Origin of the sequence: Methylomonas sp. 11b (genome assembly GCF_000515215.1) — a bacterium.
Classification (GTDB): domain Bacteria; phylum Pseudomonadota; class Gammaproteobacteria; order Methylococcales; family Methylomonadaceae; genus Methylomonas.
In genome coordinates, this window is record NZ_KI911557.1 from 3,852,856 (window position 1) to 3,865,280 (window position 12,425).

General features: G+C 53.6%; 15 protein-coding genes. 5 read left to right on the forward strand and 10 right to left on the reverse strand.

Annotated elements, in window-relative coordinates; translation table 11 throughout:
* Nucleotides 1-14: 14 nt before the first annotated feature.
* From METH11B_RS0118510 to METH11B_RS0118555, 10 genes are all read right to left on the reverse strand, one after another.
* Complete coding sequence (locus METH11B_RS0118510; RefSeq protein ID WP_020483375.1) at nucleotides 15-827, reverse strand: formylmethanofuran dehydrogenase subunit C; 813 nt, start codon at nucleotides 825-827, stop codon at nucleotides 15-17.
* Nucleotides 824-1,720 carry a formylmethanofuran--tetrahydromethanopterin N-formyltransferase gene (gene fhcD / locus METH11B_RS0118515; RefSeq protein WP_026603303.1) on the reverse strand — a complete coding sequence of 299 codons (897 nt, stop codon included), beginning with the start codon at nucleotides 1,718-1,720 and terminating at the stop codon, nucleotides 824-826. The genes METH11B_RS0118510 and fhcD overlap by 4 nt, the downstream gene beginning before the upstream one ends.
* Nucleotides 1,717-3,381 carry a formylmethanofuran dehydrogenase subunit A gene (locus METH11B_RS0118520; protein WP_026603304.1) on the reverse strand — a complete coding sequence of 555 codons (1,665 nt, stop codon included), beginning with the start codon at nucleotides 3,379-3,381 and terminating at the stop codon, nucleotides 1,717-1,719. The genes fhcD and METH11B_RS0118520 overlap by 4 nt, the downstream gene beginning before the upstream one ends.
* Nucleotides 3,382-3,391: 10 nt before the next feature.
* Nucleotides 3,392-4,651, reverse strand: coding sequence for a formylmethanofuran dehydrogenase subunit B (locus METH11B_RS0118525; protein WP_026603305.1), 1,260 nt, complete (start codon nucleotides 4,649-4,651; stop codon nucleotides 3,392-3,394).
* A 10-nt stretch (nucleotides 4,652-4,661) separates the two neighbouring features.
* Nucleotides 4,662-5,039: a 4a-hydroxytetrahydrobiopterin dehydratase gene (locus METH11B_RS0118530; RefSeq protein WP_020483371.1), complete on the reverse strand. Its 378-nt coding sequence runs from the start codon at nucleotides 5,037-5,039 to the stop codon at nucleotides 4,662-4,664.
* 188 nt (nucleotides 5,040-5,227) lie between these two features.
* Nucleotides 5,228-5,611 carry a ClpXP protease specificity-enhancing factor gene (locus METH11B_RS0118535; protein ID WP_026603306.1) on the reverse strand — a complete coding sequence of 128 codons (384 nt, stop codon included), beginning with the start codon at nucleotides 5,609-5,611 and terminating at the stop codon, nucleotides 5,228-5,230.
* Entirely contained in the window at nucleotides 5,608-6,216 is a 609-nt protein-coding gene (locus tag METH11B_RS0118540) for a glutathione S-transferase N-terminal domain-containing protein (RefSeq protein ID WP_409521151.1), read from the reverse strand. Before METH11B_RS0118540 ends, METH11B_RS0118535 begins: the two co-directional genes overlap by 4 nt.
* 174 nt (nucleotides 6,217-6,390) lie before the next feature.
* A complete protein-coding gene (locus tag METH11B_RS26980) occupies nucleotides 6,391-7,032 on the reverse strand; it encodes a DUF47 domain-containing protein (protein ID WP_020483368.1) in 642 nt (213 codons plus the stop codon).
* A 14-nt stretch (nucleotides 7,033-7,046) separates the two neighbouring features.
* Nucleotides 7,047-8,072 carry an inorganic phosphate transporter gene (locus tag METH11B_RS0118550; RefSeq protein ID WP_026603308.1) on the reverse strand — a complete coding sequence of 342 codons (1,026 nt, stop codon included), beginning with the start codon at nucleotides 8,070-8,072 and terminating at the stop codon, nucleotides 7,047-7,049.
* 31 nt (nucleotides 8,073-8,103) lie between these two features.
* The gene (locus METH11B_RS0118555; protein WP_020483366.1) at nucleotides 8,104-8,496 is read right to left on the reverse strand and encodes a glycine zipper family protein; all 393 of its coding nucleotides are present in this window, start codon (nucleotides 8,494-8,496) and stop codon (nucleotides 8,104-8,106) included.
* 161 nt (nucleotides 8,497-8,657) lie between these two features.
* Here METH11B_RS0118555 and rpmH point away from each other — a divergent pair, with 161 nt between their 5' ends.
* From rpmH to mnmE, 5 genes are read left to right on the forward strand one after another with little or no spacing between them, the layout of a single operon-like run.
* On the forward strand, nucleotides 8,658-8,792 hold the full coding sequence (gene rpmH, locus METH11B_RS0118560; RefSeq protein WP_020483365.1) for a 50S ribosomal protein L34: 135 nt from the start codon (nucleotides 8,658-8,660) through the stop codon (nucleotides 8,790-8,792).
* A complete protein-coding gene (gene rnpA / locus METH11B_RS0118565) occupies nucleotides 8,793-9,161 on the forward strand; it encodes a ribonuclease P protein component (RefSeq protein ID WP_026603309.1) in 369 nt (122 codons plus the stop codon). It abuts the gene before it with no gap.
* On the forward strand, nucleotides 9,143-9,367 hold the full coding sequence (gene yidD / locus METH11B_RS28755) for a membrane protein insertion efficiency factor YidD (RefSeq protein WP_081733834.1): 225 nt from the start codon (nucleotides 9,143-9,145) through the stop codon (nucleotides 9,365-9,367). Before rnpA ends, yidD begins: the two co-directional genes overlap by 19 nt.
* A gap of 2 nt (nucleotides 9,368-9,369) precedes the next feature.
* Complete coding sequence (gene yidC, locus METH11B_RS0118570) at nucleotides 9,370-11,076, forward strand: membrane protein insertase YidC (RefSeq protein ID WP_036276173.1); 1,707 nt, start codon at nucleotides 9,370-9,372, stop codon at nucleotides 11,074-11,076.
* A 5-nt stretch (nucleotides 11,077-11,081) separates the two neighbouring features.
* On the forward strand, nucleotides 11,082-12,422 hold the full coding sequence (mnmE, locus tag METH11B_RS0118575; RefSeq protein ID WP_026603311.1) for a tRNA uridine-5-carboxymethylaminomethyl(34) synthesis GTPase MnmE: 1,341 nt from the start codon (nucleotides 11,082-11,084) through the stop codon (nucleotides 12,420-12,422).
* The last annotated feature ends 3 nt before the right edge of the window (nucleotides 12,423-12,425 follow it).

The window sequence follows — 12,425 nt, forward strand, 5'->3', positions numbered from 1 at the left end:
TGCGCGGCAATGGGTTAGATTCGGATCAGCACTTCGCCGCGTCCGGTTTCCGCCATGTCGCCGCCGTAACGCTGCACGCGGTTAAACGCCGCACCACTGTCGGCAAACCGGGAGTTGAAGGATTTGAACGATGCGAACAGTATGGGCAGGAAGGCCAGGGTATGTGAGCCACAGTCGTTGAAAGTCGCTGATAATTGCGGCTGATTCCACAGCAACAAAGTGCCGCGCCGCATCGCATAGCCCAGATAGCGGCCGGTGTTACCCATCACGGCAATAGTGCCTGCTAGCATGCGCGAGCCGCAATAATCGCCGACATTGCCTTCGATCAGAATCTGGCCGCGCCGCATGTGGTCGCCGGCGCGCTGGCCGACATTGCCTTTCACCAGCACCGTGCCGCCTTTCATACCTTGTTTGTTGCCGGGTAGGGCGCCGCCCAGAAAATCTCCGGCATCGCCTTCGATTTGCAGAAAGCCGTTTTTCATTTCACAAGCGGCGTACAAGCCCGCATCGCCACTAACGTTGATAGTGCCCGATTTCATTTGCATGCCCAGATAAGCACCGGCATCGCCTTGCACACTGATGCTGCCGCCGTCCAGTTCTTTACCGATAAAGTCCAACTTGCCGTCACTGTAGGCAATGATGATTTCCTGGGTGTTCATGCCGGTTATATAAAACAATTCATCAACTCGCATCCGCCGCTTGCCGTTTTGAAGTTCGATAGCGGCAATCGCATCCACATCCAAACCTTGCAGTTTTTGACAGACCAGCGGAGACATGTCGATGCGCTGGTCGGTTGGCTGTTTCAGGGTAAAGGTTAGCGCGCTCATGCCATGATCTCCTGCAAATGAAAGTGGAACGGGCCCAACTTGCCGCCATAGTTGCCGGCGCTGATACGCTTGATGCCATTGGCGGCGCCCAAATCGCAAACCGCTTGAATACCAACGCGCATGGCTTTATCGATGTCTTCCTTGCTCAAGCCGTCAATGACGATTTCCATCACCGATTCGATTTCCGGCGACAAATCGGTTTTGGTCACGCCTTTTAACGTGGGGCAAAAGGCATCGTTGGTAGATGCGCCTAACGAGGCGTATTTCGATCCGACTTTCGATCCGGAACGTACCACGCCGCCAGGGAAGGGCATAATCACATTGGGAATTTTGCGCATTTCTTCAATCGCCGCCTCGCAGGCCGCTAGGGCTTGCGGTTGCGATTCCGCCAGTACCAGAAAGTTGCCGCCGCCAACCGCGTCTACCATACCGGTCGTGGCTTCAGTCAAGAATTCACCATCCATCACAGGCACTCGCCAATAACGCTTGCCGCCGATTTTCTTGGCGATTTGAAAGCCGTCGCCGAAGTAGCGCAGGTTCTTACCCAAGGGAATTGGCTTGCCGCCTTCGATGCCTGCAAATAGTGCTGAGGTCGGCGAGGTCAATACGCATTGGCCGGCACGGGTTTCCAATTGCTTGGCCAAACCTTTGCCGCCCATCGCATAAATCATGATGGCGATGCCGGGCCGTCCGTCCGGCGTTTCGTTCGGGCTCAACACCCGTTCGATCCCAGCCTCGCAACCGCAAGCGATCACCGATGTGGCAAAACCGGTCATCGCTTGCGCGGAAATCATCGCCCATTTTTCGTTCTGCGCGGTGATGATGGCCCGCGTTGCCTTCATCGGGAAGGCCTCTGCAAAGGTTTTGTCTATGGTTACGCCGTTAATAATCATGCTGCACCTCGCAATGGATGCGCCGTCAAGCTACCGCGTCCGTCTTCGCTAATTTCGTCGTCGCTGATTTTAAAGTTGCCGAGTTTCATGGTCAGGTATTTGTCGAAATAAGGTTTGAGGTCTTTTTCGATGGATAGATCGTAGTCCGGTTTGACGATGTGGGTGGTGCCCCAGGTGACTTTCACGACTTCGCCGTCTTTGACTACCAGTTCACCGTCTTTGAACACAAAGTCAGGTTTGGTGAACATGGTCTGACGGTCCGAGTTTTCGGTGTAAACGGTGATGTCTGCGAAGTTGCCGGCACTCAAGGCGCCGCGGTCTTTCAAACCGATGATGCGGGCCGCGCCGGCACGGGTCATGATGGCGATTTCATTCAATGTATATTCGCGTTCAATCGAGGCCAGCGTAGTCATCTTTTGCGCTTCCGGATGGATGGTGGCCAGCATGTCGTTACGGAAGCTGCGGTCCATCAGCAAGCGGATCAAATGCGGATAGCTGGTGAACGGCGCGCCGTTGGGGTGGTCGGTGGTCAGGAATATTCGCCAAGGATCTTCGACCAACAGGAATATTTCTAAACCGATGGCCCACTGCAAGGCATTGACGAAGTTTTGATCTTTGTATTTAAACGGCACCACGCCGCAGCCGGCATCGCATTCGATGTCCATGCATACCCATTTATTGGGGCTGGCGAAGCGATGGTTGGCATGTTGGCGCATGTTGTCGCCGGAGGCGGTGACGGTCTGGCCGAACAGGATTTGGCCGACGTCGGCGGTGATGTTCGGATTGCTATTGATTGCCTCGGCGATCTGCGCGGCACCGGAGGAGAATTTGAAATCGCCTTCTTTACCGTAGCTATGAAACTGAATATGCGTCAAGTGCATCGGCAAGCCGTCGATGCCTTCGATAGTGTTTAGGGTTGTTTCCAGATTGCCGGGGACGCCCAGGTTGCAACCATGCACATGTAGCGGATGCGTGATGCCCAACTCTTGCACGGCTCTGGCTAGGGTTTGCAGGATTTGTCTTGGCGTCACAGCGTAATGGCTGTTTTGCTCGTCCAAATCCAGTTTGCGCTGGTTAAATTTAAACGCGCTGATGCCGCCGGCATTCACCACTTTAATGCCGATACCCTTGGCGGCGTTCAGTGTCCAAGCTACGTAATCATTGATGGCTTTTTGATCTTTGTTGGCGGTCATCATGCGCAGCAAAAAGTCATCGCTGCCCAGCATCACGTAACCGCCCTTGTCGACTATCGGCGTGTCGCCCATTTCCATGTGTGCTTGGCGGGCGTTGATCGGCAATACCGCCGGTTCGAAGCAGGCGGTATAGCCCATTTCCGCGTAACGATAGCCGGCGACATAGGTGCTGGGCATCGCGTGGCCGTTGCCGGAGCGAGTAATTGGTGTGCGGTGCACCGGGTCCTGGCGATGGTCTTCAGGCAGCAGGGTGCGGGCGATATTGCCTTTGCCGCCGCCGATATGCGTGTGCATGTCGATGGCGCCGGACATGACTACCTTGCCGCGCAGATCGTATTCTTGATCGACCGGTCTGTCGTCTTTTGGCGCATCGATAATGCGGCCATCCTGTACGTAAATGTCTTGCTGTTGCCCGTCGATGCCGCTGGCCGGATCGTAAACGGTTCCACCTGTAAGTTTTATCAGCATGTGTTTGATCCTAAAGTGCTTGTTCGATAGCGGTCAGGACTTCGGCGGTGCTGGGTAGGCCGGAGTCGCGCAATTTTTTCAGGCGGATCGCCACCACGTTGTCCAGGCGATAAGCGTGTCCGGCATGGTCGATGCCGGGCGTGCCGACCGGAATGAACACATCCGGCTCATTCTCGAACTTCATGCCTGAGCGGCCGATGACGATGGTCGGTAAGTCGGTTTTCGGCGGCAGTGCGCTGCTGTTAAAGGTCTGAACCCACACCAAGGCATCGGCCTCGCCGTTATTTAGCAGCGCTTGGGTGTCGTACAGATAAGGGTCGTACTCGGGATAGCCACGGGCAAAATTGACGCGCGCCGGGTAACCGGTAGTCCAGCCGCAGACTTGGTTAGCGGTTTGGTCGCCTTCCTTGCCGCCCAATGGGAAACCGGAGCAGCGTGTGCCTAACTGGTTAAGGTCTTTGACGATATTACATAGGGTTTGTACGGTCAGCTCTGCTTGATCAAATGCCAATGCCGCTGCGCCCCACAGCACTACGCCGTAATGGGCGGCTTTCAGTTTGTCCGCGATGGATTGCAAATCGCTAATGGCAATGCCGGCGACGCTTTGTGCGTGTACTATGCGGCCTTTAACCAGGGCTGACAATGCGGCGGTCACATCCGGCAAGTCGGCGTCAGCACAAGTTAGTACGCTGGCTTTTTGGCCGGTAGGAGACGTTGAGGCGTTTCCAGACGGTGCTTTACCCAGATAAATAATTTCGCGGTTGGCAGTGCTGTCGAGGAACATCGATTCTTCGTTCCACAGATATTTCTCGAAAAAACGCGGGGCAAAGGCCTCCAGATCGGTGCCGACCACCAGCAATAAATCGCAACGGTTTTTCAGTTCGGCTAACGTGGTATTCATCCAGCCGGAGTCCTGCAAAGCCAGCAAATTGCGGCGGGCGTTACTAAAATTGAGGTTATCGACCACCGCGCCGCTCTTGTCGGCTAAAGCCAGCAGGGCGCGCATGCCGTTAACGTCGGTCGCGCAGCCGCCAATCACAGGTTGATTAGTGTCTCGTAGTAATTCCGCAGCTTTGCTGGCCGCCGCTTCCAAGCTCGCTGCCTCCCCGGCAATGCGCGGCGAGGTGTCCGCTATGGCCTGTTCGAATGCCGGTGTATTGACTGAGCAACCGTTTGCGGTCACTTTCAAGGTTGTGCCGTTCACCCGTATGCTCAGGTCGTCGGTACCAATGCCGCAAAAAGGGCTGGGTACCTCGGTAATTTCAGTCATAGAAAAGTCCTCAATCTTTTTTAATATATTTGAATCGTGGATCGTCGGGTGTGCCTTCAAAGATGCCGGCGGAGGTTTCCGCTGCATCCCACAACAACACTTCTTCAATTTTTTTGGCCAGCAGAAAATCTTTATCCGTGATGCCTTTTGCCGAATGCGTGACCAGTTTGACGATCACAAACGCATAGGAAACAGTTAAATCCGGGTGGTGCCAGGCTTTTTCGGCCAAGTGGCCGACTGTATTGACAACCATTAAAGTCGCTTTCCAGCCGCTGGTCTTTATTTTGCGGCGGATCCAGCCGTTTTCGTAATACCAGTGCGGCAGTTCCTGTGTTAAACGCTCGGCGATTTCGGTCTCGCTATAGACCTTGGCAGTATCGTGCGACATCGTTTATCCCCCGGATTGAAATGACTCGGCATTCTATCGCACAGTTTAGTCGGTGTCTTTAAGGTGTACAGGTGTTTGGCTGGGTTTCGGTGCCAATTGTCGGTAACTGGAGGAGGCTTTTTTACAGGTTTGCTTAGGCTGGCTGAAGAATGCCTCGGTACCGAGGCATTCCTTTCGGCATACGTTTGCTATTTAACCACTCTTAATTGTGGTTTTTGCGGAGGTTTGGGTTCTGTCGGTGTCGGTGGGGTTTCGTCCTCATTCTCTTCCGGGTCGAAAATCATACCCTTGCCGTTTTCCTTGGCATAGATGGCCAACACCGCTTTGCACGGCGCGATAATGCGCATGGGTTTGCCGGAAAAACGGGCGTTGAATTGGATTTCTTCATTGCCCAGCACCAAACCTTGAATGGCTTCCGGGCGCATGTTCAGCACGATTCGGCCGTCTTCCACGAAGTCGCCTGGCAGCGTTACGCCGGGATAGTCGGCATTGACCAACAGATGGGGGGTCAGGCTGTTGTCGACGATCCATTCGTAGATGGCGCGAATCAGATAGGGTTTAAGTGGGGTCATTTGCTTGGGGCTTGCATCATGTCTTTTTCTTCGCGGCTCAGGCTTTCTTGAAAAGCCCGTCTCGAGAAAAGTCGGTTGGCGTAGGCAGTGATGCCTTTGCCTAGGCCGGCAATATCAATGCCGATGCTCGGTAGTCGCCACAAGAACGGCGCCATCGCACAATCGATCAGAGAGTACTCCTCGCTCATGAAATACGGTGTGGCTTCAAATACCGGCGCGGCAGCCATCAAACTTTCCCGGAGCTGTTTTTTAGCTTTGGCGGCCTTTTTGTCACCGTTGACCAGTACGTCATCCAGCAGCGGATACCACTCCTGGTCGATGCGTTTGATCAGCATCCGGGCGTTGGCGCGGGAGACCGGGTCCATTTGATGCAAGGCGGGGTGAGGGAAGCGTTCATCCAAATATTCCATGATGATGCGGGCGTCGTACAGCACCAAGTCGCGTTCCACGAAAGTCGGGGCATTACCGTTGGGGTTCAGTTCCAGCAGGTCTTCGGGCGGGTCATTCGGGTCGAAAAACTCAACTTCCGCTGGCACGCCTTTTTCGTATACAACTAGCCTGGCGCAGTGGCTCATTATGCAGGCTGGCGATGAAAAAAGAGTCATTGCGGATTTTCGGCTGGTGATGTTTGCCACGAAGTGAACCTCTTTGAGTAACAGGATTTAAACCGGGGCAGATTGTAGCATGGATGATAGGGCTTTTGGGGGCGATGCCGGACGCATTCGCCCGTTGAAAATAACGGGCTGCACGGGGCTATTTTAAACGGCTTGTCGCACTATTCAGCCCAGTTTGACGATGATGTCTTCCAGTACATTCGCGGTGGCATGAACCTTGTCGGCGGCATTGGACAGATGCCGGTAAAGCTCGCGTTGTTTAAACATGTTTAAGTAGTCTTCCCCTTGGAATAAGTCGGCGATGGCCTTGCGGTACATCTTCTCGATACGGCGTTCCGAATGGCGGGCGGCAAAGGCGTGTTGTTCGGCCTCGGAAGGATGTTTGCCCAAGACTGCGAAGCCGCGCTCCAGCGCTTTGATGCCCACTTGCAGCTCGATGACCATCGCCTGTGAATGGCTGTCGGGGTTCAGTTCCAGTGCTTCCATCTCGTTATAAGTGCTTTTGCAATAGGTAACGATGCTGTCCATGGAGGCGATGGCGCGATAAATGTCTTCGCGGTCTATCGGCGTGGCAAACGAGCTGTTTAGTTCGTGCAGGTTGTGAATGCGGATCCGGTCGGCTTCGTGTTCGTCTTCTTTCAGCATCTTGCCGGCTTCCACCGATTCGCTGGCCATGAAGCGGACCAGATTGTCGACGGTGACGCAGACCTGCTGGCACTGTTGGTGCAGTAACAGATAAAAGTCTGCGGTTTTGGGGAATATTCTCTGGAACAGCCGTGAGGCCAGTGAAAGCTTGGGAGATGACATGAAGATTGCAGTGGCTATTTAAGAAGGTAATCGAATATCAGAAAACTGATGCAGGCGATGATTGCCGAGCCGGGGATGGTGATCAGCCAGGTTCGCAAAATTTCCAAGGCTTTTCCCCAGCGCACCGCTCTTGGGCGATCAGAGGCGCCAATACCCATGATCGACGATGCCACTACATGCGTCGTGGACACCGGTGCGCCCATCAGCGAGCTGCCGAAAATGGTCAGGCATGCGCTCAGTTGGGCATTTAGGGCGTGGATCGGGCGGATTTTATAGATGGCAAAACCTAAGGTCCGCACTATGCGCCAGCCGCCGGTCAGCACGCCGGCGGTCATGGCGCAAGCGCAAAACAACATCACCCAGCCTGGTACTTTAAAGCTGTCGATTTCCCCGCTAAGTAACAAAATCAAGGTCAACACGCCCATGCTTTTTTGCGCATCGTTGGCGCCGTGAGCAAAAGCCAGCGCGGCGGCGGTTAGCCACTGGACGTTACGAAGCTGCCGATTAATGCTTGGCGATGCGGACCGCAATAAGAACATCGTCAGTCGCTGAATTACAAAGCCTACCAGAAAGCCCAAGACGGGCGAGAGCAGTAAAGCCAGTAGAATTTTGCTGAAGCCATGTATTCGGCCGTCGCTTAATTCGTTGAATCCCCAGGCGATGGGTTCGCTGCCTATGCCGATTAGCGTGGCGCCGATCAAGCCGCCTACCAGTGCGTGCGAGGAGGAGGATGGGAGGCCGCGCCACCAGGTAAACAAATTCCAGAACACCGCGGCAAAAAGGCCTGACACCACGATTAACAGCGCATCGGCTTTGGGGATAAAGGAAAGGTCGAGCAAGGTGCCTACTGTATTGGCGACGGCAGTTCCGCCGAGTAGCGGCCCCAGGAATTCGAAGATTGCAACCAGCATAACCGCCTGAGCCGGCGTCATCGCGCGGGAGGCGATGACGCTGGCAATGATATTGGAGGCATCATGAAAACCATTGGTGTAATCAAATACCAGTACAATGATGATCGCAACACCGATAAACGGAACCAATGCCTCCAAAATAGCGACGGGTTAATGCGGATTAATTGACGACGTTGTGACCGCGCTGTCTGAGGCAGTTGCGGTAGGCATTTTTATAGCTGTCGTTGGAATGTATGCCTTGTTGAGCGCCGCCGCCAATACCGCCGGCCGCGGCGCCAATGGCAGCGCCGGTGCCAGGGTTGCCGACTACCGCGCCAATTGCCGCGCCGCCCGCCGCGCCTATCAAGCCGCCGACGGCTGCACCGGTCGCAGTGTCCTTAACCGTGCTGGCCGACTGCGAAGCCAACTGTTCGCATTCCTGCATGTCTTGATTCAAACGGAACGCATTGGGATCGTTATAGGTGTCCACGGTGGGAGTCCAGCCGGTGGTGGTGGCGCAACCTGCGACTAACAAGCTGGTTGCTAAAATCGATTTAAACGGTAATTTATGCATAACAAGTCTCCTTCAATAATGCTGAATGCATCGGTAGTGTTCCAGAGAGTAGTTCATTTTGCACTGTTTTGGAAATTTACAAGTCAAATTGACACTGGCAAGCCTGTCACGTATGATTCGCAGCCTTTTTTATCCGTTTTTATCACCATAGGCAGTAGCACATGAAAAGAACTTATCAACCCAGCAAAATTAAACGCGCAAGAACTCACGGCTTTCGTGCCAGAATGGCTACCGTAGGTGGTCGCAAAGTGATCAATGCGCGCAGAGCCAAAGGCCGCGCTTCGCTGACGGTTTAATTGTCGGCGGAAGATTTCGGCTTTCCCGATCAGTATCGGCTAGGGACGCCCGCTGAGTATAAAAAAGTATTTACCAATCCCGTAAAGTCCACAGATAAATATTTTACGGTATTGGCGACGAGCAATATCCTGCAGCATCCGCGGCTGGGTTTGGCCATCGCAAAAAAAACTATAAAAAAAGCAGTCGCACGGAACCGCATAAAAAGGGCTGTCAGGGAAAGTTTTAGATTACAGCGTCAACATATCGTCAGCATTGATATTGTTGTTTTGGCACGAGGCGATGCAGCAAATGCAGCCTCGCCCATATTGAGGAAGTCATTGGAAAGGCATTGGCATAAACTGGTAGATCGATGCGATTCCTGCTCATAACCCTGATCAAGGTTTACAAATACTTCATAAGTCCTTTGCTGGGACCCAGATGTCGTTTTTATCCCAGCTGTTCAAGTTATGGCTTAGAGGCAATCCAGATTCATGGTGCTTTCAAAGGCTCTTACCTCACGCTTCGACGATTATTGAAATGCCATCCGTTCCACGAGGGTGGCATCGATCCTGTTCCGGAAAAATTGAGTAAATAACAATGGATAACATAAGATTTGTACTTGTCATGGCGATGTTGATGATCTCCTACATGTTGTGGGAGTCATGGCAGATTGATTACGGTCCCAAGCCGCAGGCCATCATCTCCGACAAGCCCATTGTAGCCGGCGATGCCGGGACTGTGGCTAATGCGGATCCCGCCCAGCCAGGTACACAACAAACTGCCGGTCAGGCTGCTGCTGCGCAAGTTGCCGCCGACAAAGTCGTCAAAGTCAAAACCGATGTGTTTGCACTGGAAATCGATACCGAAGGCGGTACCTTACGCAACCTGGATTTGTTGCAATATCCGCACGAGAAAGAAAATTCCGCAGTCAGCGCGGCTTATGCCTTGATAGGTATGCAAGCGCCGGCGAAAGATTTATCGCCGATTCGGCTGTTCGATAGCAGTCCGGAAAAAATGTTTTTGGCGCAAACCGGTCTAGTCGCCAGTCAGAATTCCGCTGCTGCTCCCGATCATCACGCGGTGTTCACTGCCGAGCAAACGTCCTATGAGTTGGCAGACGGTCAAGAGCAAATCAGCATCCCGCTAACGTGGACTAATCAACAAGGTTTGAAAGTCACCAAAACCTTTACGTTCAAACGCGGCAGCTATTTGGTGCAAGTCGAGCAAAAAGTCGCCAACCAAACCGCCAACCCTTGGGTCGGCAAACAGTACGACCAACTGTTGCGGGTCGAGCACAGCGATAAAAGCAATAACAACTTCATCAGAACTTACTCCGGTGGCGTGGTTTACACCGAGAAAGACAAGTACAAAAAAGTTAAATACGAAGACATGGCAGACGACACCTTAAACGTCGTTAGCCAAGGCGGTTGGAGTGCGTTTATCCAGCATTACTTCGCCGCTGCCTGGATTCCGCCTGCGGATCAGGAAAACCATTTTTACACCAAAGCCCTGAACGATGCCCGTTATGTCATCGGTTCCTATTCGCCGGATGTCAGCGTGCCCGCCAATGGCGAAGCGGTGCTTAAATCGCAATTGTTTGTTGGTCCCAAAATTCAGCCGGTCATGGAAGCCATTGCCCCAGGTCTGGAATTGACAGTCGATTACAGTTGGTTGACCGTGGTAGCCAAGCCTATCTACTGGCTGCTGAACCAAATCTACGGTTACGTGGAAAACTGGGGTGTGGCAATTTTGGGTGTGACTCTGTGTATCAAATTGCTGTTCTTTAAGCTGTCGAAAGCCAGCTTCCAGTCCATGGCAAAAATGCGCAAAATCCAGCCGCGCTTGAAAGAGCTGCAAGAGCGTTATCCCGACGACCGCCAGAAGTTCAACACCGAAATGATGGCGATGTACAAAAAGGAAAAAGTGAATCCGCTCGGCGGCTGTTTGCCGATCATGGTGCAGATTCCGGTGTTCATTTCCCTGTATTGGGTATTGATCGAAACGGTGGAATTGCGTCAGGCCGAGTTTGCCTTGTGGATACATGACTTGTCCGCGCAAGACCCATTCTATCTGTTGCCGATCCTGTACGGCATCACCATGAAGATTCAGCAAAGCTTGAATCCGGCACCTATCGATCCGCTGCAAGCCCAGGTGATGAAAATGTTCCCTATCGTTTTCACCGTGTTCTTCCTGTTCTTCCCATCCGGTTTGGTACTGTACTGGATCTGCAACAACAGCTTGTCGATCATTCAACAGTGGTACATCACCAAACACGTGCTGGCCGAAGACAATCACGCCCACTAAAACGCATGCGTGACGGCGACACCATAGCCGCCATTGCCACGCCGCCCGGTAACGGCGGCGTCGGCGTCATTCGCATCTCCGGGCCGTCCGCGCCCGGAATCGTGCAAAGCCTCACCGGCAAAAATCTTCCCAAACCTCGCTACGCACAATATGCCAATTTCCTCGATGCCGATGGCCGGGTGATCGACAGCGGATTGCTGTTGTATTTTGCCGCGCCGGCTTCGTTTACCGGTGAACAGGTTGTAGAACTGCAAGGCCACGGCGGCAGCGTGGTGTTGGATATGCTGCTGCGGCGAGTATTGGCCCTGGGCGCGCGACTGGCGAATCCCGGCGAATTCAGTCAGCGGGCTTTTCTGAATAACAAAATCGATTTGGCTCAAGCCGAAGCCATAGCCGACCTGATCAGCAGCGGCACCGAGCAAGCCGTGCGCTCTGCGCAGCAATCTATGCAAGGCGTGTTTTCCGAACAGATTAACGAATTGATAGATGAACTGATCGAACTGCGGGTGTTTATCGAAGCGGCCATTGATTTTGTCGATGAAGAAATCGACTTTCTTGGTGATGGCGTGGTAGCCGGGCGCATAGCGCGCTTGCAAAGTAAACTTGCCGAAATCTGTAAAACCGCTCAGCAGGGCAGGCTGTTACATGACGGCATGACCGTGGTGCTGGCCGGCAAACCCAATGCCGGCAAATCCAGTTTATTGAACGCCCTGGCCGGTCATGATGCGGCCATCGTGACCGATATTGCCGGCACCACGCGTGACGTGCTGCGCGAACGTATTCAACTGGATGGCATGCCTTTGCATATCATCGATACCGCAGGCTTGCACGACAGCGACAACCCGGTCGAGCAGGAAGGCATCCGCCGCGCCCGCCAGGAAATTGCCAAGGCCGACCGAATTTTACTCTTGATAGACAGCACCGACCCGGATGGCGCCAGCCTGGACGCCAGTCTGCCGGCCAATATAGCGGTCACCAAAGTGTTCAATAAAATCGATTTGGTCGGCGGCCAGCCCCAGGCCTTGGAAACACCGCACGGCGCGGAAATTCATCTGTCCATCAAACACCGATTGGGACTGGATTTACTGCGCCAACACCTGAAGCAAAGCATGGGCTTTACCGAAAGCGCGGATAACGTGTTTGTCGCTAGAACGCGCCACATCCAAGCCCTGCAACTGGCGGCGCAGGCCGTCGACCGCGCCGCCGAGCAATTGCAGCATCAAGCCCACGAACTGGTTGCCGAAGAACTGCGCCAGGCGCAAACCAGCTTATCCGCCATCACCGGCGAATTTACCTCGGATGATCTCTTAGGCGAAATTTTTTCCAGCTTTTGTATCGGCAAATAAGCG

What these genes read in the sequence shown, in the direction of transcription:
- METH11B_RS0118510 (WP_020483375.1), bottom strand. Translation starts at nt 827, where the DNA reads ATGAGCGCGCTAACCTTTACCCTGAAACAGCCAACCGACCAGCGCATC.
- fhcD (WP_026603303.1), bottom strand. Translation starts at nt 1,720, where the DNA reads ATGATTATTAACGGCGTAACCATAGACAAAACCTTTGCAGAGGCCTTC.
- METH11B_RS0118520 (WP_026603304.1), bottom strand. Translation starts at nt 3,381, where the DNA reads ATGCTGATAAAACTTACAGGTGGAACCGTTTACGATCCGGCCAGCGGC.
- METH11B_RS0118525 (WP_026603305.1), bottom strand. Translation starts at nt 4,651, where the DNA reads ATGACTGAAATTACCGAGGTACCCAGCCCTTTTTGCGGCATTGGTACC.
- METH11B_RS0118530 (WP_020483371.1), bottom strand. Translation starts at nt 5,039, where the DNA reads ATGTCGCACGATACTGCCAAGGTCTATAGCGAGACCGAAATCGCCGAG.
- METH11B_RS0118535 (WP_026603306.1), bottom strand. Translation starts at nt 5,611, where the DNA reads ATGACCCCACTTAAACCCTATCTGATTCGCGCCATCTACGAATGGATC.
- METH11B_RS0118540 (WP_409521151.1), bottom strand. Translation starts at nt 6,216, where the DNA reads ATGACTCTTTTTTCATCGCCAGCCTGCATAATGAGCCACTGCGCCAGG.
- METH11B_RS26980 (WP_020483368.1), bottom strand. Translation starts at nt 7,032, where the DNA reads ATGTCATCTCCCAAGCTTTCACTGGCCTCACGGCTGTTCCAGAGAATA.
- METH11B_RS0118555 (WP_020483366.1), bottom strand. Translation starts at nt 8,496, where the DNA reads ATGCATAAATTACCGTTTAAATCGATTTTAGCAACCAGCTTGTTAGTC.
- rpmH (WP_020483365.1), top strand. Translation starts at nt 8,658, where the DNA reads ATGAAAAGAACTTATCAACCCAGCAAAATTAAACGCGCAAGAACTCAC.
- yidD (WP_081733834.1), top strand. Translation starts at nt 9,143, where the DNA reads ATGCGATTCCTGCTCATAACCCTGATCAAGGTTTACAAATACTTCATA.
- yidC (WP_036276173.1), top strand. Translation starts at nt 9,370, where the DNA reads ATGGATAACATAAGATTTGTACTTGTCATGGCGATGTTGATGATCTCC.
- mnmE (WP_026603311.1), top strand. Translation starts at nt 11,082, where the DNA reads ATGCGTGACGGCGACACCATAGCCGCCATTGCCACGCCGCCCGGTAAC.